Annotated in this window: 17 protein-coding genes, 1 tRNA gene and 2 pseudogenes; 3 read left to right on the top strand and 17 right to left on the bottom strand. The window is 63.0% G+C overall.

Annotation, left to right across the window (positions count from 1 at the left end; all coding sequences use genetic code 11):
• Position 1: 1 nt before the first annotated feature.
• The 3 genes from infB to rimP form a co-directional block, all read right to left on the bottom strand.
• Positions 2-2,632 (bottom strand): translation initiation factor IF-2, encoded by a 2,631-nt coding sequence (gene infB / locus J2S71_RS09485; protein WP_307391245.1) that lies wholly within the window; start codon positions 2,630-2,632, stop codon positions 2-4.
• A 49-nt stretch (positions 2,633-2,681) separates the two neighbouring features.
• On the bottom strand, positions 2,682-3,926 hold the full coding sequence (nusA, locus tag J2S71_RS09480) for a transcription termination factor NusA (protein WP_307391242.1): 1,245 nt from the start codon (positions 3,924-3,926) through the stop codon (positions 2,682-2,684).
• A gap of 61 nt (positions 3,927-3,987) precedes the next feature.
• Positions 3,988-4,443 carry a ribosome maturation factor RimP gene (rimP, locus tag J2S71_RS09475; protein WP_307391239.1) on the bottom strand — a complete coding sequence of 152 codons (456 nt, stop codon included), beginning with the start codon at positions 4,441-4,443 and terminating at the stop codon, positions 3,988-3,990.
• A gap of 833 nt (positions 4,444-5,276) precedes the next feature.
• On the opposite strand from rimP, the gene J2S71_RS09470 reads away from it, so the two are divergent.
• Entirely contained in the window at positions 5,277-5,513 is a 237-nt protein-coding gene (locus J2S71_RS09470; protein ID WP_021726556.1) for an RDAC family protein, read from the top strand.
• A gap of 37 nt (positions 5,514-5,550) precedes the next feature.
• Here J2S71_RS09470 and J2S71_RS09465 read toward each other — a convergent pair whose 3' ends face one another.
• From J2S71_RS09465 to J2S71_RS09455, 3 genes are all read right to left on the bottom strand, one after another.
• On the bottom strand, positions 5,551-6,456 hold the full coding sequence (locus J2S71_RS09465; protein WP_021726567.1) for a selenium metabolism-associated LysR family transcriptional regulator: 906 nt from the start codon (positions 6,454-6,456) through the stop codon (positions 5,551-5,553).
• Positions 6,457-6,609: 153 nt separating this feature from the next.
• The gene (locus tag J2S71_RS09460) at positions 6,610-7,260 is read right to left on the bottom strand and encodes a DUF3841 domain-containing protein (RefSeq protein WP_021726633.1); all 651 of its coding nucleotides are present in this window, start codon (positions 7,258-7,260) and stop codon (positions 6,610-6,612) included.
• Entirely contained in the window at positions 7,238-7,849 is a 612-nt protein-coding gene (locus tag J2S71_RS09455) for a DUF3841 domain-containing protein (RefSeq protein WP_307391229.1), read from the bottom strand. Before J2S71_RS09455 ends, J2S71_RS09460 begins: the two co-directional genes overlap by 23 nt.
• 266 nt (positions 7,850-8,115) lie before the next feature.
• Between J2S71_RS09455 and J2S71_RS09450 the strand changes: the two genes are divergently transcribed.
• Entirely contained in the window at positions 8,116-8,790 is a 675-nt protein-coding gene (locus J2S71_RS09450; protein ID WP_307391226.1) for a TetR/AcrR family transcriptional regulator, read from the top strand.
• Between the two features lie 24 nt (positions 8,791-8,814).
• On the opposite strand, the gene J2S71_RS09445 is transcribed toward J2S71_RS09450, so the two are convergent.
• The 7 genes and pseudogenes from J2S71_RS09445 to J2S71_RS09415 form a co-directional block, all read right to left on the bottom strand.
• On the bottom strand, positions 8,815-9,960 hold the full coding sequence (locus tag J2S71_RS09445) for an aminotransferase class V-fold PLP-dependent enzyme (protein ID WP_021726558.1): 1,146 nt from the start codon (positions 9,958-9,960) through the stop codon (positions 8,815-8,817).
• 103 nt (positions 9,961-10,063) lie between these two features.
• Entirely contained in the window at positions 10,064-10,303 is a 240-nt protein-coding gene (locus J2S71_RS09440) for a putative Se/S carrier protein (protein ID WP_021726553.1), read from the bottom strand.
• An 11-nt stretch (positions 10,304-10,314) separates the two neighbouring features.
• On the bottom strand, positions 10,315-10,932 hold the full coding sequence (gene yedF, locus J2S71_RS09435) for a sulfurtransferase-like selenium metabolism protein YedF (protein ID WP_021726616.1): 618 nt from the start codon (positions 10,930-10,932) through the stop codon (positions 10,315-10,317).
• 52 nt (positions 10,933-10,984) lie between these two features.
• Positions 10,985-12,880, bottom strand: a complete 1,896-nt coding sequence (selB, locus tag J2S71_RS09430) for a selenocysteine-specific translation elongation factor (RefSeq protein ID WP_307391222.1) — start codon at positions 12,878-12,880, stop codon at positions 10,985-10,987.
• Positions 12,877-14,286, bottom strand: a complete 1,410-nt coding sequence (gene selA / locus J2S71_RS09425) for an L-seryl-tRNA(Sec) selenium transferase (protein ID WP_307391219.1) — start codon at positions 14,284-14,286, stop codon at positions 12,877-12,879. Before selA ends, selB begins: the two co-directional genes overlap by 4 nt.
• An 84-nt stretch (positions 14,287-14,370) precedes the next feature.
• A tRNA-Sec gene (locus J2S71_RS09420) sits at positions 14,371-14,465 on the bottom strand.
• 340 nt (positions 14,466-14,805) lie between these two features.
• Positions 14,806-15,054: pseudogene (locus J2S71_RS09415) on the bottom strand (hypothetical protein); the annotation flags it as partial.
• A 273-nt stretch (positions 15,055-15,327) separates the two neighbouring features.
• Between J2S71_RS09415 and J2S71_RS09410 the strand changes: the two are divergent.
• Positions 15,328-17,061 carry an IS1634 family transposase gene (locus J2S71_RS09410; protein ID WP_307387966.1) on the top strand — a complete coding sequence of 578 codons (1,734 nt, stop codon included), beginning with the start codon at positions 15,328-15,330 and terminating at the stop codon, positions 17,059-17,061.
• A 211-nt stretch (positions 17,062-17,272) separates the two neighbouring features.
• Here J2S71_RS09410 and J2S71_RS09400 read toward each other — a convergent pair.
• The 4 genes and pseudogenes from J2S71_RS09400 to J2S71_RS09385 all read right to left on the bottom strand — a co-directional run bounded on the left by J2S71_RS09400 (position 17,273) and on the right by J2S71_RS09385 (position 21,103).
• Positions 17,273-18,414 (bottom strand): annotated as a pseudogene (locus J2S71_RS09400) (M20 metallopeptidase family protein).
• A gap of 51 nt (positions 18,415-18,465) precedes the next feature.
• Complete coding sequence (locus J2S71_RS09395) at positions 18,466-19,650, bottom strand: M20 metallopeptidase family protein (protein ID WP_307391211.1); 1,185 nt, start codon at positions 19,648-19,650, stop codon at positions 18,466-18,468.
• A complete protein-coding gene (locus J2S71_RS09390) occupies positions 19,650-20,375 on the bottom strand; it encodes a hypothetical protein (RefSeq protein WP_307391208.1) in 726 nt (241 codons plus the stop codon). The genes J2S71_RS09395 and J2S71_RS09390 overlap by 1 nt, the downstream gene beginning before the upstream one ends.
• 2 nt (positions 20,376-20,377) lie before the next feature.
• Positions 20,378-21,103 carry a DUF5058 family protein gene (locus tag J2S71_RS09385; protein ID WP_307391205.1) on the bottom strand — a complete coding sequence of 242 codons (726 nt, stop codon included), beginning with the start codon at positions 21,101-21,103 and terminating at the stop codon, positions 20,378-20,380.
• Positions 21,104-21,825 lie beyond the last annotated feature (722 nt).

The raw sequence follows: 21,825 nt of genomic DNA, 5'->3' as shown, positions 1-21,825 counted from the left end.
GCTACTCCGTACGGGCTACCTCTTCGATGCGGTAGCTCTCGATGACGTCACCCACGTGGATGTCCTGGAAGCTCTCGAGGCTGATGCCGCATTCGAAGCCGGCCTTGACGCTCTTGACATCGTCCTTGTAGCGCCTGAGGGAGGCGAGCCTGCCCTCGAAGACCACGATGCCGTCGCGCACGAGGCGGCAGAGGTCGTCACGGGAGACCTCGCCATCCTGCACCATGCAGCCGGCGGCGATGCCCACCTTGGGCACCTTGAAGGTGTTGCGCACCTCCACGGTGGCCGTCTGGTGCTCCTCCTCGGTGGGCTTGAGCATGCCGATGCGGGCGGCGTCGATGTCCTCGATGGCCTTGTAGATGACGCTGTAGGTGCGGATCTCCACGCCCTGGCGCTCGGCTGCGGCACGGGCCTTGGCCTCGGGACGCACGCCGAAGCCGATGATGATGGCGTTGGAGGCATCGGCGAGGGTGACGTCGGTCTCGGTGATGGCGCCCACGGCGGAGTGGATGGTGTTGATGCGCACCTCGCTCTGGTCCATCTTGTCCAGCGAGTCCTTGAGGGCCTCGATGGAGCCCTGGACGTCGGCCTTGATGATGAGGTTGAGCTCCTTGACGTCGGCATCCGCCATCGTGGAGAAGAGGTTCTCGAGCGTGACGTGCCTGACCTTGTTCTGCTCCTCGATGCGGGCCTTGAGGGCTCGCTCGTCGGCGAGCGAGCGGGCGTCGCGCTCGTCCTGGAACACGCGGAACTCGTCGCCCGCCATGGGGACGCTCGAGAGGCCCAGCACCTCGACGGGGTCGGAGGGCTTGGCCTCGCTCACGCTGGCACCGTGTGGGTCGACCATGGCACGGACCTTGCCAAAGCACATGCCGGCCACGATGGCATCGCCCACGTGTAGCGTGCCGCGGTTCACGAGCAGCGTCGCCACGGAGCCACGACCCCGGTCGAGCTTGGCCTCGAGGACGTTGCCCGAGGCGAAGGTGTCGGGGTTGGCCTTGAGCTCGAGCACGTCGGCCTCGAGCAGGACGGCCTCGAGCAGGGCATCGATGTTCTGATGCTTCTTGGCTGAGATGTCGACGAACATGTTCTGTCCGCCCCACTCCTCGGGGATGACGCCGTGTCCGGTGAGCTCCTGGCGCACGCGGGTGGGGTCCGCGCCGGGCTTGTCGATCTTGTTGACGGCCACGATGATGGGCACGTCGGCGGCCTTGGCATGGTTGATGGACTCGATGGTCTGGGGCATCACGCCGTCATCCGCCGCCACGATCAGGATGACGATGTCGGTCACCCTGGCGCCGCGGGCGCGCATGGCCGTGAAGGTCTCATGGCCGGGGGTGTCAATGAACGTGATGGTGCGGCCGTTGATCTGGACCTGGGAGGCGCCGATGGCCTGCGTGATGCCACCGGCCTCGCCCTCCGCCACGCCGGTGTGGCGGATGGCATCCAGAAGCGACGTCTTGCCGTGGTCGACGTGGCCCATGACGGTAACCACGGGTGGGCGGGGCTTGAGGTCGGCCGGGTCATCGTAGAAGGTGAAGGAGTTCTCCTCCTCCTTGCTCATGATCTTGACGTTCGCGCCGAGGTCATCGGCCACGAGCTCGATGAGCTCGTCGGACATGGACTCCGTGACGGTGAGCGGGGTGCCCAGCAGGAACAGCCGCTTGATGATGTCGTTGGCGGGCACGCCCAACAGCTTGGCGAGATCGGCGACCGTAGCACCCTGGGGAACCTTCGCCGTGTCGAGCTGCGAGAGGTCCTGGTCGTTCTTGAGGGCCTCTTGGATGCGCTCCTCCTCGCGGGCCTCCTCCTGCTGCCTCTGGCGGCGCTCCTTGCGCTTCCTACGCCTGCCGGTGGACTCGCGCGACGCCTCCTCGACGGCCTCGCGGGCCTCCTCGAAGACATGACGCTGCTCGCGCGTGTACTCCTCGGCCTCACGGGCCATACGGCTGTAGCGATCCTCGCCCTTGCCGCGCTTGCCCCCCTTGCGACCGCGACCGCGACCCTCGCCGTCGCCATCGGACGGGGGGGTGGGGATGGCCTCGCCGGAACCATGGGAGCGGTAGTTGTCCGACCTGCCGCGACGTCTGCCCCTGCCCTCGCGCGCAGGCCGCTCCCTCTTCTTGGCCGACTTCTCAGCAGCCTGCTCCTTGAGGACCTTCTCCTGCTGGGCGATCTGATCGAGGAGGCTCGAGAACGAGGGGGCGGAGGTCGGCGCGTTGTCATGCACGCGGTTACGCTCCTCTTCCCCCTTGCGCAGGCGCTCCTCTTCGGCGCGCTTGGCCTCGGCCTCCCTGCGGACGCGCTCGGCCTCCAGGCGGCGGCGCTCCTCCTCGGCACGCTCGGCCTCGCGGCGACGCTCGGCCTCCAGGCGCTCGGCCTCGGCCTTCTTGCGGGCGGCCTCCTCCTCGGCGCGTCTGGCCTCCTCGGCCGCCTTCTTCTGGGCCTCGATCTCTGCGGCGCGCGCCTCGAGGATGGGCTTGAGCTTCTTGCGCACGATGGAGACGTAGGCATCCTCGAGGGTGGATGATGCCGACTTGGCCGGGATCATCATGTCGGAGAGGTGCGCGAGCATCTCCTTGCTCGTCATGCCATATTCCTTGGCGAGGTCATGTACACGGGTCTTTGCCATGTGGTTTTGCCTTTCCCTAGCTTCTCTGCGGATACGCTCAGTCGAAGCTCTAGATCAGAGAGTCGGGGTCGCTGGAGACGGGGGCGTCTCCCATCTGTGCAAGCTTCTCGTGGATGCCGCAGAAGCGAGAGCCGGGGCGTGCCATGTTGCGGCACTGGATGCCCGTGGGCCCCACGTACTCACAGCGCTGCTCGCCCTCCTCGCCCTCCTCGACGACCTCCTGGGGCATCTCACGCAGGATGTCGGCCGCGAGGGTCTCGTTCTTGATGTCGATGTGCATGCCCGTGAGACGGGCGGCCAGGCGGGCGTTCTGGCCCTCCTTGCCGATGGCCAGGGAGAGCTGGTCGTCCGGTACGATGACCGTGGCATGATTGTCCTCGTCGCTCACGATGACGCGACTCACCCTCGCCGGGGAGAGGGCATTGGCGACGCACGTGGCGAGGTCGTCGCTCCACAGGACGACGTCCACACGCTCGCCACGCAGCTCGGAGACCACGGTGCGCACGCGGCTGCCCTTGGGTCCCACGCAGGCGCCCACGGGGTCCAGGCGATCGTCAATGGAGGAGACGGCCACCTTGGAGCGGACGCCCGGCTCGCGGGCAATGGAGCGAATCTCCACGACGCCCTCGTAGACCTCCGGGACCTCGAGCTCGAAGAGCCTGCGGATGAGGTCGGGATGCGTACGCGACACCACGATCGTGGGGCGCTGACGCGAGCCCGAGACGGGCTGCTCCTTGCTGTTGGGGTCGCGCACGTCGATGATGATGGCGCGAATGCGCTGGTTGTGCATGTAGCGCTCACCCTGGGGGCGCTCGTTGCGCTCGTTGGGGAAGCGGTTGAGGTCGAAGTAGGGCAGCTCGGCCTCCACGCCCTCACGGATCTTGATGATGGCGAAGTCGGGCGTGGTCTGCAGCACGGTGCCGGTGATGATGTCTCCGATGCGCTCGGAGAACTCCTCGAAGATCTGCTCGCGGGCTGAGTTGCGCACCATCTCGCTGATGACGTTCTTGGCGTGCTGGGCGGCGATGCGGCTCGTGTCCCGAGGTGTCACGTCCTTCTCGAAGAAGTGGGTGTAGTTGCCCTCCTCGTCCATGGAGTCGTCATCGGGCTCGAGCTCGTAGACGTAGACCTTGCCCGTGGCGCGGTCGATGGTGACGCGCGCGCCAAAGGGAAGCTTGAGCACCTTGGCGTAGCTCTCGGCGAGCGAGGCCTCGAGGCGATCGATGAGCTCGAGCTGGTCGATGTGCTTCTCTTCGCAGAGCGCCATGAGCGCTTCCATCATCTCTGATGCCATATGTGTTCCTTTCCCTGGGGCCGACCTGCGACCCCGCTCTCTGTGCGACATGCCGTGCGGGCTATTCGAAGCTCGGCTTGATCTTGCAGGACCTCACCTCGGCAAAGGGGATGGCGACTTCGTCGCCATCCACCGTGAGGATGACGCTGCCGTCGCGCATCCCCCCGAGCATGCCCGTAAAGCGGCGCCGCCCCTCGGTGGCCGTGGTGGTGAGGCTCACGGTCTGGCCGGCAAAGCGCGCGAAGTCGCGCTCCTTGCGCAGCGGGCGAGCCATGCCGGGAGAGGAGACCTCGAGCGTGAAGGGCCCCTCGATGGGATCCACCTCGTCGATGGCGTCCGAGATCCAGCTGGTCTCGGCCGAGATCTCGTCCAGCGTGATCGTGGGGGCACCCTCGTCGGCATGGTCGATGCGCACGCGCACGACCGGCGCCCTCCTGGATCCCACGACCTCGAGGTCGACGATGTCCACGCCATGCTCGGGCGCCCTCTTCTCGAGGACGCCGAGCAGCTCTCTCACGAGCGATTCTGGTGCCACAGTCCCTCCAACACGCGCTTCATACAAAAGGAAGCGGGGCAAGCGTTCTGCCCCACTTCCTACGACTACGATCCTGCTATGTGACTACTGTAGCATCCGCCCAGCTCAAGTCAAGCGCTCACAGCTTGCACACGACCCGGTGCGTCACGTGCCCCTCCTGGCCACCCCCGCTCGTACCGACATATTCGGCGAACAGGTGCCCTGAGCTCTCCCACCGGGCACTGCCTCCTGATGATGTGCGCTTCGATCTCGCCGCCAAAGAGGTCCAGCGCCTGCAGGGGCCACCCAGCGCTCAGGACCCCGCAAGGGGTCCCAGGCCAACGGGACGGAGGTTGACGATGGGCATCCCAAGCGCGCCACGTGACAGGTCGCCCTCATCTCCTCGCACGCGCCCACATGCCTCCCATCGTCCTGTTCCAAGCACCCCCTAGCGTACACGGCAAGGCCGCTGACGAAAGCGCGTGAGCCGCCCCATGAGAACCATGACAGGACCATGACTCATCTGCCAGAACCCACCCGCGCCCGCGCAAAGGCCACCCCATGGGAGCGATAAGGCCCGAAGTGCGCGGTGTCTTCGCCCTGAGCACCAGGATTCCGCGCCTCACAAACCAAAAAACCGGTCAATGGCACCCTAGACAAGGGCATGAGCGGTACGGACGCCATAGGACGAGTCGAGGCAGCACGCACTTGGGGCCCAAACGCGCACCCAGACGCGCACGGGACGGACGGGGACGGTGGCATCGGATCCGTCACCAGCTTAGCAGGCATCGCGAACGGGTAGAACCCCCACATCCCAACCCACGAGAAGGAGGGTCATGCGTAGAGTCATTCCCCTCGACGACGTCATCGATCTCAAGAAGTCCCTGGCGGGAACGTTTCCTGCCGTTACCGTGCACCTGCATGATGCCTGTGGTGGGCAGACCTTCTCCCTCGAGGCTGGCCCCGAGGACCTCTCAGGGGCAAAGGAGAGGATCAAGGCGTTCTTTGCCGCACGTCACGTGCAGGTGGCCTTCGATACGCTGGGCACGACGTTCTGGGTGATGGACCCATAAGACCTGGCGAGAGGCGCACGGGACGCCCCACGGCCCCTCAGCCCTCGCTGGCATAGTGGAGACGCAGGAAGGTCACGAAGTCCTGGGCGTGCTCGTCAAAGAGCGAGTTCTTGCGATAGGCCAGATAGAGCATGCGCTCCGCGGCGGGACACGGAATCTCGAACTGGAGGAGCCGCCCTGCGGCCACACGGTCGCGCACGGCGCGCGACGATACCACGGTGATGCCAAAGCCGCTCTCGACCAGGTTCTTGATGGTCTCCTGGTCGTTCACGCGCGCCACGATGTCGAGCGCCTCGTCTGTGATGCCCATGCCGTCGAGGATGCTGTCCATGGTTGCGCGGCTGCCGCTCCCCTCATTGCGAATGACCATGTGCTCCGTGGTCAGAAGCCTCTGGGCGACTTCCATCGGGGCGCCCTGCGACGCTGAGAAGCGCTCGTCGGGAGGGGTGACGATGACCATGTGATCCTTGCAGAAGGCGACGCATTCGAGCGATGGCTCGTCCGCTGGCATGCCCGTGAGGCCCACGTCGTACACGCCCTCGGTCAGCCCACTGACGATGTCCTGGCTGTCATGCTGGTATATCAGGAAGCGGATCTCTGGGTGCAGGCGCGCGTACTCCGGCAGCGCCTCCGGCAGGATGTATGCCGAGGGAATGGAGGAGGTGCCCAGATAGATGGCATTGCGCTCGCGGCTCTGCATGACCTCGAGCATGCGGTCGCGCATGGCGAGCATCGTGACGGCCTGCTCGAACACGCGATTGCCCTGGGGGGTAAGCTCCACATGCTTGGCCGTCCGAAGCACCAAGGGGGTTCCCAGCTCCTCCTCAAGGGCACGGACATGGGTGGAGATGGTGGGTTGCGAGATGGAGAGGCTTTCCGCCGCCTTCGTAAAGCTCCCGTACCGGATGACCGTCACGAAGGACTGGAGCTGCTTGAAATCCATGGATGCCTATACCCTTCCGCCGACGGTTATGGGGGCCCAGGCCATGCAGGGCCGTCAATCAACTGGATATGGATAAGTATAGACACAGCTCGTCCGATATGCTGCCATCGTTGTGGCACCACCTGAGAACCAGCCCCTCCACGCGCTTCGCACCTATGCTCCATGCCCCTGGGCATAGGGGGTGAAGTCTCCCCCAAAGCCCACCCTGAGCACGATCCACTCGGGGCGAAGCTCCCACAGCCCCGCCTGGAGGTACTCGTCCTCACAGTGCTGCGCGGACGTGAAGAGGCGCTCCCAGCTGGATTCGACCTTGCGCCTGAGGAACGGGTACATGGGCGTCTGGAACACCTTGTTCATGTTGGTGATGCCCTGCTCCTTGAGCTCATGCCGCCAGCGGTGCTCGTCCTCGCCGTCCAGGGGGATGTACTGAAGGTTGAGGATCCGGTTCCAGCTCCTGAGGTCGAAGAGCACCACCTGGTCACGTGGGACCTCAAGCTGCAGGAGCGTGCAGTTTTCGTCCATCGTCGCCCAACGCGCGTTGCGGTAGCACCAGATAGCCGACTCGCTGCCCTCGGGACGCGGCACGAGTCGCTCTGCGCCATGCACGTAGAACTGGTACGCCTTCCTGAAGATCCACGCCGTGTCGCCGAACTTCTGGTCCACGAAGCGCATCTTCACGCGATAGACACCCTCGCGCTCGAGCGTGTCAAGCACGACCTGCGCCTGGGCGGTCCAGAGGCGTATGGTGTCAGCCTTCGTGGCAGAGGCGCCATGCGCCTCGCTACCCATGCCATCGCTCGACATCGATGACCCACTCCTTCCGCATCTCCCAGATCGTTCCCACGTTCTTTTCCATGTCCTCGTTCGCGGAGGAGAACACCCGCTGCCAGCTTGCCTCGATCTTCCGCTTGAGCGCAGGATAGAAGTTGCCCTTGTCGCTGGTGAAGAGCAGCGACTCGTTGGTGACGCCCACGCGGGCGAGCTCCTCGTTGTGGCGCTGCTCGTCGGCTTCGTCCAACGGCACGTACCAGTCGTTCACACGATAGCCCCACTTGTCATAGTCCAGGACGAAGAGGTGGTCGCGTGGCACCGCAAGCGTAAGGGACACGGTTCCCTCCACCATGCCCAGACGTCCCGATGGGGTGAGCGCCAGCCAGATGGGGAGGTCCGCGTCGGCGGGAATGTCGACGAGGCGCCGGCACCCGTGGGTGTACCACCGATATAGCCCCAGGTAATAGTCGGATATGGTGTCGTTCTTGGCACGCACGTACTCCTCGCGCACCACATAGCGGCCCGTCCTCTCGATCTCCTCCACCACCTGGGGCACCTGACGCGTCCAGCAGGTGACGACGTCCGGAGTCTGGTGTGAGGACATCGTTGGGGTCGTAGTCATAGGCCAGCTCCCTCTTGCTCACGCGCCACCAGAGCGGTGGGCGCCCAATCGCGCTCTCACGGACCACAAACATGCTTATGATATAGAGTGGCCGGTAGTTCGTGGCATCAAAGTGTGTGGATGGTCGAAACGGAGAGGTCATGAGCCCCGGTTGCATTATATTTTTCTATAACGATTACAATTAACATACATGACGACATAAGAAGCTAGCGAAGTACCTTGAACCTACGACCGGACATCCCGAGAAACGTACAGGCAGACGAATCATGGGCAGAACAAGCTACACCGAAGAGGAGCGTCGCGCCATCATCGCGTCGTTCATCAGCGCGACGCGCAAGGCCATAGACCAAGACGGCATCGCCAACGTCTCCATACGGAAGATCTCCAATGGCACCGGCTATAGCAGCGCCACGCTCTACCTCTATTTCCAGAACCTGGACGAGCTCGTGCAGCTCTCGCTCGTGGGATATCTCGAGAGCTACTGCCGGTCGCTGGTTGACAACGACATCCCCCATGACACGCCCCTCGAGACCTACCTCTGGAGCTGGCGCCAGTTCTGCCTCTTCACCTTCCGCAAGCCTGAGATCTTCAACAGCCTCTTCTTCGGGGCCAGCAGCTCGATGTTGGACGAGGTGGTCAAGCGCTACTACTCCATCTATCCCAACCAGCTCGACCACCTCAGCGGAGCCGTCCTCTCAATGGTCCTCTCGGGGAACCTCCATGAGCGCAACCTGAGCGTGCTCGAGCCCTGCGCGAGCGATCTGGGCATCAGCCAGGAGCGCATCGAGCTCATGAACGACATCACGGTGAGCTACTACCATGATGTCCTCACGGGCCTGATGGGGACAGAGCCAACCGACCAGCGCATCCAGAGCCTCACGGAGCGAGTCCTGGATGCGGTCGTGCTCATCCTGGGGCTGGACCGGCGCCCGGCATCCTGACGTAGGGCGCCTCCGCCTGCGGGCCTATCCCGCGATCTCCGCGACCGCCTGCACGGCCGCCTCGACCTCGTCGGAGGAGTTGAACCAGGAGAAGCTGAAGCGCACGATGCCCTGCTCCACGGTACCGAGGGCCTCGTGCATGAGGGGGGCGCAGTGTGCGCCGGGGCGCGTGGCGATGTCATAGTCCTGGGCCAGGGCGTCCGAGACCTCGCCGGACTCGTAGTCGCCCACGTTGAGGGCCACCACGGCACAGCGCGGCCCATGGTCGGGCAGCACGATGTCCCCGTACACCCGGACGCCCTCGATGGCGCGCACGCCCTCATAGAACGACTCCGCAAGGGCGCGCTCGTGGCGCGCGATGGTGTCGGGCCCCACCTCCTCGAGGTAGTCCAGGGCTGCCGAGAGGCCCGCCAACCCATGGCTGTTGAGGGTGCCGGCCTCCAGGCGGGTGGGATACTCCCTGGGCTGGATCTTGGAGTAGGACTGCACGCCCGTGCCACCCACCTTGAGGGGTTCGATCTCCACGCCCTCCCTCACGCAGAGGCCACCGGTGCCCTGGGGGCCCATGAGCCCCTTGTGGCCCGTGAAGCAGAGGATGTCGATGCCGATGGCATCCATGTCGATGGGGATGACGCCGGCCGTCTGGGAGGCGTCGACGATGAGGAGGAGTCCGTGCTCGCGGGCCACCCGGCCCACGGGTGCGAGGTCGAGCAGGTTACCCGTCACGTTGGAGGCGTGATTGCACACGATGGCGCGCGTGTTGGGACGCACGAGCCGCTCGAACTCCTCCAGCCGCACCCGCCCCAACTCGTCGACGCCCACAAAGGAGAGCTCGACCGCGCGCTCCGCCTGCAGGCGGTAGAGGGGCCTCAGGACCGAGTTGTGCTCCGTCACCGTGGTGATCACGTGATCGCCCGGCCTCAGCGTGCCCATGAGCGCCACGTTGAGGGCCTCGGTGGAGTTGGGGGCGAAGGCCACGTGGTCGGGACGGGGACAGCCGAACAGGCGCGCAAGCTGCTGGCGGCAGGCAAAGTCAACCCGCGAGGCGGCGAGGGCCTCGCCGTGCGACCCGCGCGAAGCATTTCCCATGGTGGTGAGCGCCCTGGTCACGGCCTCAACCACGCAATCGGGCTTGCGCATCGTGGTCGCGGCGTTGTCGAGATAGATCATGGGATCCACCTTTCAGGTTGGGTGAGAGCACCAGCGCGCCCGATGGCACGAGGGACGTGCCGGCTGCCTGCAAAGACCGCAGGCAGCCGGCACCATGGGCGAGCTAGATGGTGACGTGGTGCACGCCGGAGAAGGCGATGCCCGCAACATCGAGCGCCTCGGTGAGCGTGGCCTCGTCGGCGAGGTCGGCCTTCCAGGAGAGGCCACAGCCTGCGGACACCTCGCGGGGAAGCGGGATGATCCGCCCCGGCAGCCCCTGCTCCTTGAAGTACGCCTCGGCGGCCATGGCGGCCGTCGTGGTCGCGAACGAGATCACCAGCTGGGGCCTTCTCCGTATCGCCATGCGGCGGCCGCCTAGGGGCGGATGATGAGGCTCGCCTGGGCGAGCTTCTCGGTGATGGTGTACATGTTGGTCACGCCACCCACCTTGAGCTTGTCCGCGATGCCGTAGTGGTCGAGGCAGGTGCCGCAGGTGAGGATCTCGGTACCACGATCCTCGAGGGCCTTGAGGTCCTCGAGGGAGTCGGAGCCCTCGCAGGAGACGTGAGCGCCGCCGTTGTACAGCAGGACGGTCGCGGGAGGATCATCGAGCTGGGCGAGGGCGTAGATGAAGCCCTTGAGCAGCTGCTTGCCCAGGTCATCGGCGCCGATGCCCATGGTGTCGGAGGCGATCTGCACCACGACGTTCTTGCGTTGGGGGGTGCAGGAGGCCACGAAGGCCTGGTCGTCGCCCTCGCTGATGCCGCCCTCGGGCACCTCGATGCTCACGGTGAAGGCGCCATCGTCCCCCTCGACCGAGCAGGTGCAGCCCTTCTCCTCGGCGAGGCGCTGCAGGTTCCCCACCGCCGTCCTGTTGTCGACCATCGTCTCGACCGTCGTGGCCTCGGTGAGCCCCTTCATGGCCTTGAGGGTCATGACGACGGGAATCGGGCACTCCTTCCCCATCGCGTCAACCGAAATCTTCTGTGCCATACCATTCTCCTCTCGTTATGCTGCCCGCAGGCAGCCTATGACACGCTAGCACCTATGAGCCCAACAGGACGCGGGCGTCCCCCACGAGCTTGGAGATGCGCGCCTTGTCGAAGGAGTCCAAGAGCAGCTGCGCGAACTTGCGCGAGATGCCCAGGCGATCCCTGAACTGGGCGATGGTGACCCGATCATCGGACTCGAACATCGAGCGGAACGTCTGGAGCGCCCGGCGATAGGCATCGCCACCCACCGAGGAGTCGCTCGTCACGGCAACGATGGTCCCATCGGCCAGCAACCGGGCGAACACCTCGGCAAAGGGCTGCGCGTCAACGCCCAGCGCGACCCTGACCTCGTCGTTGCCCCGCGCCTCGTACCCCGTCTCGTCAAAGGCCGCCTTCACACGCTCGTAGAGCCTGCTCTGCTCCGCACTGAAGCTCGGCGCGAAGCCCGCCAGCCACACGCAGCCACCGCCCATCTCGATGAGGCCCTCGTCCCTGAACCGGGCGATGAGGGCATCCGCGGATTCGGGACAGCTCGAGAACGCACGCTCGCGCAGCTCGCCCAGGCGGATGCCCCTCTCGAGGGTGTGGGCGGCATGGTAGCCACGCAGGACGTCGAGCACGTTGTCCCTCAGGCGATCGAACCAGACGGCCGAGATGAGCCCCTCTCCCACCGCAAGGATGCGGCCCTCGTCGAGCAGGGGCGAAAGGACCTGGTCGGTCTCGGCCGCAGAGAGGTTCTCCATCACCGACAGCGCCTGCCGTGGCAGGGGCGCGAGACGGGCGTCGATCACCCGCTGTTCGACCCGCTGCGTGGCGCTTCCCGCAAGGGAGCGCAGGCGTGCGATGACATCCTCGTTGTTGCGCTTCAGCCTCCCGGAGGCCATGTCCAGGATGCTGCCGCCTCCCACGGTCACCATGGGCGAGAAGAAGCGCACGATGAAGCGGTCATGGTTGCGAGCCGAGACGTCCTCGTCGAACGAGAGCTGGGCAAAGCCCGTCTCACCCGGTTGCATCTCGTCCGTCTCCAGCAGGCGCACCCTGCCCACGACCTCCTGCGTGCCCGTGAAGAAGTGCAGGGACGAGGAGTTCTTGACCGAGAAGGGGGCATCGCTCGTAAGCTGCAGCTGGACGGTGACACGCCTGGTGACCTCAACGGTGCCAGGCTGTGCGATGATGCGTCCGCGACGCACGTCGGCACGCTCGACCCCCGTGAGGTTTGCCGCGACGCGCATCCCCGCATACATCTCTCGGGCGGACTCGTTGTGGTTCTGCAGGTCGCGCACGCGCGTCATCACATGGGTGGGATAGACCTCGAGCTTGTCGCCAACCCGCAGCGTGCCATCCACGAGCGTGCCCGTCACGACCGTACCGAAGCCCTTCTTCGAGAAGCTCCGGTCGATGGGCAGGCGGTAGGCGCGCTCCGTGTTCTTGGGGACGGCGTGCTCCACCATCTGGGCGATGAGCTGCCTGAGGTCATCGATGCCCTCCCCCGTGAGCGCGGAGACGCGGGCGATGGGCGCCCCCTCAAGGAAGGTCCCCTCGACATGGTCGCGAACGTCGGCCTCCACGACCTCGAGCCACTCCCCGTCCACGGCGTCGCACTTCGTGAGCACGACGATGCCCGTCTCCACGCCAAGGAGCTGCAGGATCTCCAGGTGTTCCTGCGTCTGGGGCATGAAGCCCTCGTCGGCGGCCACCACGAGGAGCACAAGGTCCATGCCCGTGGCGCCCACGATCATGTTGCGCACGAGTCCCTCGTGCCCCGGCACGTCGATGATGCTTGCGCTCTGGTTGTTGGGGAGCATGAGCTGGGCAAAGCCGATGTCGATGGTGATGCCCCGCTCCTGCTCCTCCTTGAGCCTGTCGGTGTTGGTGCCCGTCAGCGCCTTCGTGAGCCAGGTCTTGCCGTGGTCCACGTGGCCCGCCGTGCCGATGATGACGTGCTTCATGGCCGCTCCACCCCCTGGGCGATGTCGGCGAGCACGGGGATGACCTCCTCCACGTCGCCCGAAAGGAGGGTGCGCGCCGACAGGCACACGCGCCCATCCTTCACGCGTACGATGATGGGCGTGGCGCTCCCGCGCAGACGCAGCTCGAGCTCGCGGGCGGAGAGGCCCGGGAGGCTCACGGCCACACCAGCCCCGGGCAGCTCCACGCCCGGGAGCGACCCGCCACCCGCCTCGTCCTCGAGCTCGACCTCCTCTACCTCGGCGGTAGGGACCCCCGTCTCAAGCGCCTCGGCGAGGGCGCGCGCCCGCCGGTGACAGTCCTCGCGCGTCATCGCGAGCATCCTGAGGGTGGGCACCTGCTCCTTGGCGCTGCGCTCGCTGCGGCTCAGCTGCAGCGTCATCTCAAGCGCGGCCAGCGAGAGCTTGTCGATCCTGAGCATGCGCGTGAGGGGGTTTTTCTTGATCCTCTCGATGAGCGCGCGGCGGCCGACGATGAGGCCGCCCTGGGCAGAGCCCAACAGCTTGTCGCCCGAGAAGCTCACCAGGTCGGCCCCCTCGGAGAGGGCGCCGCGCACCGTCTGGGCGCCCGGGATGCCGAAGGCCTCGCCCGGGAAGAGGAAGGTGGACCCCACGTCGTAGAGGACGAGGGCGCCGGAGGGCCGTGCCAGGTCCGCGAGCTCGGTCACGGAGACGCTCTCGGTGAAGCCACGCATCACGAAGTTCGAGGTGTGAACCTTGAGCAGGGTGGTGACGCCCTGCTCGGCCATCGCGTGCTCGTAGTCCGTCGGGTGCGTCTTGTTGGTGGTGCCCACCTCCACGAGACGGGCGCCACTGCGAGCCATGATGTCGGGCACGCGGAAGGAGCCGCCGATCTCCACGAGCTCGCCCCTGGAGACGGCCACGCCCTCCCCCTTGCAGAGGGTGTCGAGCATGAGGAAGACGCCACCGGCGTTGTTGTTGACGACCATCGCATCCTCGGCACCTGTGAGCTCGCAGATGAGGCGCTCGAGGTGGGTGTAGCGCGAGCCGCGCTCGCCGGCGTCGAGGTCGTACTCGAGGTTTGAGTAGCCCGAGGCGACATCCGCCACGTGCTCGGCCACCTCGCGGCCGAGGGGAGCGCGACCGAGGTTGGTGTGCAGCACGATGCCGGTGGCGTTGATGACGCGACGCAGGTGATAGGGTCCCCTGCGCTTGAAGTCACGGGCGATGACCTCGCAGAGGTCGTCGGGCTCGGACACGGAGGTGACCTCACCTGCGAGCACTCGCCTGCGCAGACCCTCGAGCTCGTCACGTACGAAGGCCTTGACCTGCTCCGGGGAGGCCTCCGTAAGGAGCTGGGCGATGCACTCCTGCCCCAACACCACGTCCATCTTGGGAATCCTGCGCAATAGGTTGTGGTCCACCATCCGTGTACCCCTCATCTCGTGACGGACGTGTCGGGATAGAGCAAGGGACGCCGAACCCCAGGCGTTCAGCGTCCCCTTCGCATATGGCGGGAGCATGTGGGAATCGAACCCACCCGAGCAGTTTCCTGCCCATACTGGTTTTGAAGACCAGAGGGCACACCAGTCACCCATCTACTCCCAGTCAGCCTTGCTGCCTTAGGCCATGGCGAAATGGTAGTTCACGCTCTTTGACACTGTCAATCCACCAATGGCCCAAAGAAAGGGGAACGAATGGAACCAGGTTCGCCGACGGTCAACCTCTTCATGACGTGGCCAGCGGCACGCCCCTACGGTTTCCCTTCCGAACTGTTCTGAAATCCATCCGTCATAATAATATTACCATGGTCATCATAAGCCCTGCGACGACAATCGAGCAGATTCTTCGCCGGTGGCGTGAGCACTTCCATGCGTATCGATCACATCAGGCACGAGCGTGCTTCCGGCGACAAAGTTGACAAAAGGTAATGCATAAGGTGGCGTCTAAGTCAACTCCCTCTCTACAAAACCGACCATCACTTCCATTCCCCTGTGGAATAGGCTCTCGTCGAGGGCAAAGTGGCAGCTGTGCTGCGGCCAGAGTCTTCCATTCACCTCCAGAGGATTCGCAAGGAGGAAAAACGCGCCCGGCTTCCTCTCTAGATACCACGCGAAGTCTTCGCCACCCATGACTGGGCGGGACATGATGCGCGTATCATCGGGATAGAGATCCCTAGAGACGTCGATCAGCTTCTGGGCGACTTCCGGTCATTGATGACGGGAGGCGGCTGACGAAAGAACGTGTATTCAATCCGGGCACGAAGGGCCTTCGCAACCTCCTCCGCGACTTCGCCTATCCTCCTCCACTCTTCCGCAGCAACAAATCCTGAATAGAGCGCAGGACACCTACTCCAAGCAGCCCGGATGGGCTTTACTTTTTTGTCAAGTTTATAGAATGTTATGCGCGTTGTATTGTGTTGTATGTGCTAATATATGGGGTGGCCTTCGAGAGCGGAGGGGCGGAAGATGTTTCTGAAGAGGACCCCACAGAGGAACGGACGGGTGAAGCTCTCTGTATGTGAGAGCTACCGGGTCGGCAAGAAGACCAAGCAGCGCCAAGTGAGGTCTTTGGGCTATATCGACGAGCTCGAGGAGGAGCATCAAGACCCCATCGAGTGGGGACGGGCCCAGGCCCTTGAGATGACTCGCGAGAAGAAAGAGGGCGAGCAGGCTCTTCCCCTCGAGATCCACCCCCTGGAGAAGATCGACAGGAGGGGGACCAACAGGAAGAACCTGGGGTGCGCGATCGCGCTTGCCGTCTACAGCGCCCTGGGGATCGAGCAAGTGCTGCGCAACTACCTGCGCGGCAGGAGCGTGGCATACGACCTCAACAGCGTAACGAGGCTGCTCGTGACAGAGCGGATCCTAGGGCCAGGGTCCAAGCGCGCAGCCTGGCAGAACAGGGAGAGGTACTTCTTCAAGAGCGACTTCACGGACGATGATCTCTACAGGGCCTTAGACGAGCTCGCGAGGGCCAAGGACAAGGTCGTCTCCTCCATGAACAGGCGGATAGCGGCCGCGGGCATGAGGGACATGTCCTGCGTCTACTACGACGTCACCAACTACTACTTCGAAAGCGACGCCCAGGACGAGCTGAGGAAGCGCGGGGTCTCCAAGGAGAACAGGAGGAGCCCGATCGTGCAGATGGGGCTCCTGCAGGACGAGAGGGGCATCCCCATCTGCTACAGGAAGTTTTCGGGCAACACCCCAGACGCCCAGACCATGATCCCCGTGCTCTCCGACCTCAAGCGCGACTACGGGATGGACAGGCTCATAGCCGTCGCCGACAAGGGCCTCAACTCGTCGGACAACATAGCGGCGGCCGTGGCCAGGGGGGACGGCTTCGTCTTCTCCCAGTCGGCACGCGGCACCAAGTCGGACGCCGCCCTGAAGAGGTGGCTCACGGACGACCAGGGCTACCGCCACATGGGAGACGACTTCAAGATCAAGAGCAAGCAGGGCTTCAAGGCCTGCCACATCAAGGCAGGGGATACGAAGGGCGGAAAGCCCAAGGACATAAGGATTCCCGTGAAGTACGTCGGCTTCTGGTCAAGGAAGTACCAGGAGCGTGCCCGCCACGACAGGGCCAAGGTGATCGAGAGGGCACGCACGCTCATTAAAAGCCCCGCCGCCTTCAGCGCCCATGAGGCCCATGGGGCGGCAAAGTACGTGAGGGGCCTCACCTTCGACAGGGACACGGGCACTATTGCCGATGCCCGCAAGCTCTCCCTGGATGAGGATGCCATCAGGGAGGCAGAGGACTTGGACGGCTACTACCTCGTCGTCACAAGCGAGACAGACTGGCAGGACGAGAAGATACTCGATGCCTACCGGGAGCTCTGGCGGATAGAGGAGTCCTTCAAACTCACCAAGTCAGAGCTCAGGACCAGGCCCGTCTACGTCTGGACGGACGCCCATATAGAGGCCCACTTCCTCACGTGCTTCGTGGCCCTCACGATCCTTCGGATCCTGCAGTGCCAGACGGGTGTCCCCGCGGCCCACATAAGACGTGAGATCAAGGCCATGTCAGCCACGAACTTCGATTCCAACTGGTGGGTGTTCGACCACAGGACGGACGAGTCTGACGCCCTGGCCGCCTCCTGTGGCCTCGAGGAGCTCAAGCTCAAGTTCCTCACAACCAAGCAGGCCAAACAGGTCTTAGCTAAGGCAAATAGGCTAACGCTCCAACACAGAGGATAGTCAGCCACCCATCAACAGAACCGCAGCTAACCAGTACTGTCTTTGCTATCTAGCTGCGGAAAATGGGTTACCATGGTCATCATAAGCCCTGCGACGACAATCGAGCAGATTCTTCGCCGGTGGCGTGAGCACTTCCATGCGTATCGATCACATCAGGCACGAGCGTGCTTCCGGCGACAAAGTTGACAAAAGGTAATGCATAAGGTGGCGTCTAAGTCAACTCCCTCTCTACAAAACCGACCATCACTTCCATTCCCCTGTGGAATAGGCTCTCGTCGAGGGCAAAGTGGCAGCTGTGCTGCGGCCAGAGTCTTCCATTCACCTCCAGAGGATTCGCAAGGAGGAAAAACGCGCCCGGCTTCCTCTCTAGATACCACGCGAAGTCTTCGCCACCCATGACTGGGCGGGACATGATGCGCGTATCATCGGGATAGAGATCCCTAGAGACGTCGATCAGCTTCTGGGCGACTTCCGGTCATTGATGACGGGAGGCGGCTGACGAAAGAACGTGTATTCAATCCGGGCACGAAGGGCCTTCGCAACCTCCTCCGCGACTTCGCCTATCCTCCTCTCGATGAAGTCGCGGTCCTCGTTTGTGAGCGTACGTGCCGTGCCCTCGATCTCCACGATGTCGGGAATGATGTTGAACGCAGTGCCGCCGTTGATGACGCCAAGCGAGATGACTGCGGGGTTGCGTGGGTCCTTCTCGCGGCTGATGACTACCTGCAAGGACATGATGATGTGCGCAGAAACCACGATGGGGTCGACAGAGTCCTGTGGAGTGGATCCATGCGCGCCCCTACCCATCACCTTGATGGTAAAGCGATCCATCGTCGCCATCATGGGACCCGTGGAGAAAACCAGGTCACCGGGAGCGGCCTCCTCGCTTATATTGCCGCCATGCAGGCCGATGATCTCGTCCACATCATCCACGACGCCATCCTCGCAAAGGACCTTGGCCCCAGTGCCCAGCTCCTCTGCTGGTTGGAAGATCAGCTTGACACGACCATCGAGCTCGTTCCTGTGCATATTGAGCACCTTGGAGACACCGAGCAGCATTGCAGTGTGGGAGTCATGCCCACATGCATGCATCTTGCCGGCCACCTTGGAGGCAAAGGGGAGCCCCGTGTCCTCCTGCACGGGCAAGGCATCCATATCGGCCCTGAGCCCTACGGTCTTACCCTGTTTATCCTTGTTTATCCAACCTATGACATACGAATGCCCCGCGTTCACCGCGTTCTCTATGCCCATGTCGTCCAACTGCTCATGCACGTATCGTAGGGTGCTCTGCAGATCGAACCCCGTCTCGGGATGCTCGTGGAGGTGGCGTCTCCAGCTGACGACCTCGCTCATCACGTCCCGTACCTCTGACTTGACATCCATGCCATATCATCTCCCCGAGGCCTATTGCAGTTCCCTCATGATGAAGCCGGCCATGACGCCCAAAGGCCTATCGAGGTACTGCTCGTCGATGGCAAACTTCGAGCTATGATGCGGCCAACACTTACCCTCAATCGACAGCGGATTGCAGAGGAAGAAGAACGACCCCCTCACCTTCTGCAGGTACCAGGCGAAGTCCTCTCCCGCCATGCAGAGTCTCTGCATGGTGAGGGTATTATCCGGATACAGCTCGCGTGATACCTCGATGAGCCTGTCTGAAACCCCCTTGTCATTGACGAGGGGAGGCGGCTGGCGGAAGAACCTGTACTCGACATCTGCCCGATATGCCCTGGCTACCGTCTCGGCCACTTCGCCGATCCTTCTTTCGACGTAGTCGCGTATCTCGTTCGTGAAGACGCGGGTGGTACCTGCCAACTCGCAGCAATCGGGAATGACATTGAACGTCTTCCCGGCATGTATCGAGCACACCGAGATGACAGCCGGATCGCGCGGGTCAATCTCGCGCGAGACGATCTCCTGCAGCCCCGCGATGACATACGAGGTGATAGTGATGGGATCAACCGAGTGCTGGGGCGTCGACCCGTGGGCACCCTGCCCCTTGACGGTCAGAGTGAACTTGTCCATCGTCGCCATCATTGGGCCATCCGAGAAGATCATGTCACCCGGTGTCGCCCCATCACCGAGATTCCCGTTGTGCATGCCAATGATCTCATCGGCGTCATCAAGAACGCCATCCTCGATGAGGACGGGAGAGCCTGTGCCCAGCTCTTCGGCAGGCTGGAACAGAAGCTTGACGCACCCATTCAGGTTGTCCTTGTGCTTGTTGAGGAGCTTTGCCAGCCCTAGCAGGCACGCGGTGTGCGCATCATGGCCACAGGCATGCATCCTGCCGGCCACCTTGGACGCAAAGGCCAGCCCCGTTTCCTCCTGCACGGGGAGGGCGTCCATGTCGGCACGGACAGCAACCACCTTGCCCTTGCCGCTTCTGTTGACGTAGGCAACGACGTACGAGCGTTCTGGGCATGCATCGTACTCAATGCCATTGTCATCGAGCACCGAGCAGACGAATCTGATGGTACCCTGCAGATCAAACCCCACCTCCGGGCGTTCATGCAGATGTCTGCGCCACCTGATGACCTCCTTCATCACATCCTTGGCCTCTTGCCTGATCTCCTCGGCCCGAAGCATTATACTGCCCCCTTCCCCACGCTCTCCCCTTTTCTGTTGTCGGTAAGCATCGCAAAGGCAACCGTCCCAAAAACCAGGAGAGGAACTGCGACGTAAGCTGGTACGTTAAGAATCCCAAGCGCCACGACGGCGACAATGGCGGCAAAGGCGGCATACTTGATGTTCTTCGCGGCCTGCATGCCGAACATCGCGCCAAAAATCGCCGGTGCCACATAGCCAAGCGCCTCGATGATGACGGACGGGAGCACTGACATTATGGCTGCGCCCGCAATCGCGGCAAGCGTCGTGAGGAGCAGATTCGTGATAATCGACCCCGCGATGCCCAAGGTGGACACCAACTCGGCCTTACGCGTCCCCGGCGTGGTGCCGAGGACCTTCTGTGCCATGGCCGCACAGGGGATCCGCACGTTGGCTATGTTGCCCGAGAGACACACCATGTACACACCGGAGAGACCGACGACCGGATAGTACGATATGGGCTCGATGAATGAGAACACCAGATAAATTGATGCGATAAGACCCCAGCCCGAGAGTATGTCATTGAGGGGCGGAAGATAGCCGTAGTATAACCATATGACTATGGCAGGTATGAAGCATAGCGCGATGGCTATGAGGTTCGTCGCACGGCCATACCGAATGATTGACCGCGTGTACTGCTCGTCGAACGTACTCCCCACAGAATCGTCGGCACCGCCCGCTTGGGTGGTCACACTCTTCTCGTCCATATCTAAGCTCCCATCACGAGATGCTTGAAGATGACGGCGATGGCCATGCCGGAGAACATGGCTATGCCAAGCGTCCACTCTCCGAGCTTGGGATGGTTCTTGGCGATCCTCTCCAGCACTATCATGATGAAGAAGCTTGCAACCGCCGAGGCAAGGACCTCGCGCTTCGCCGGATCCAGACCGGTAATAACCTGGCTGAAGCACATGTAACTGAAGGCACCCGTCGTTGCGGCGATAGTAAAGATGCCAAGTGTCTTGGCATTGTTGCCCATAGCCCTCTTGGAGACCTTGTCCAGCTTGTCAGCAAAGAGCCCGGAGGTGAGAAGCCATGCGCTCCCGTTAAGTGCCATGACCCAGGCGGCATTTGCGAAGTTGATGGCGCTGTAGCCCTCACTGCCAAGCTCGACGCCCTGGGCCTTTGCGGCCATCGTTGCGGCGGCAAGCTCGGTCGGTGCGGCACCTATGATCGACAGGCGTTGCCATGCAAGCGGCACACCGATGGCGGCCATGAGACCAAGCATGACCGCAAAGACACCCAGTGCAGGCCCGATGGCAGAACGCATGCCGACCTTGAACGCCTCGTCGGCCTCCTTCTTCGAGAGTCCCACTGCCGGACCCGCCTCGCGCGACCTCTTCGCAAACATATATGCCTGATAGATCTCTATGAGCGCAACAGGAATCACGGCAAGCCATAGTGGCCATGAGTTTGCAAGCACCTTATAGTCCATTGATTCCTCCTCCTGACTCTCTCCATAGGCTGCATGCTCAAAGGATGCATCTCGATAGCGTCTGGATTGGCCGCGCCCCCCTTCCGTCTCTCTCGACACGACAGACAATCGGATGCTGACCTCTCTCGCCTTTTGGCGGACAGGTGCGCCTGGGGTTTCCGTCAGATCCGTCTCGTGGCGCCCGTCGACCGAACGGGCCGCTGGCGAGTCAGAGCTGATGTGCCCGACGCCCTCTCATTGCGGAAACCCGCCCAGGGCCAAGACGGACAGATAGCTTTTTCGAATCGTCATAGATACTCTAAATCAACTTGCCAAAGCTCTGTCCTGTGAGCTGGAGCTTCGCGCCAAGCGTGGGTGAAATCTCACCTCAACGGTGCCTGAATGATGACTGCTCTCCACACGATATACATTTATAGCTGTTGTTTTATAATCCAAACCATTACATACCTAGCAGTAGCCACATCAAGCGACCCGGACCCTGCGCCCCCGGAGTCGCGGGACCGGATGGCAGAGCCATTATGGGTATGGCAGCAGGGGCGATAATGTCAGTAGTCCCAGAAGCCCTCAACATCGAAAATGACCAGGATAGAATTCAGATAGCAGTAGTTTGGGCAGCGAGAAGAAGAATGTGACTAGATCTGTTCTTTGTTCTTGTTTTACGGACCCGCAAAGAAGGGACCGACCACAGCTCGTGTGGCCGGTCCCTACATCAGGGTTGAGGG

It is taken from the genome of Olsenella profusa DSM 13989 (assembly GCF_030811115.1).
GTDB classification, from domain to species: Bacteria; Actinomycetota; Coriobacteriia; order Coriobacteriales; family Atopobiaceae; genus Olsenella_F; species Olsenella_F profusa.
Note: the sequence above shows the minus strand (reverse complement) of the source record. Positions and strands in the feature narration are given on the sequence as shown.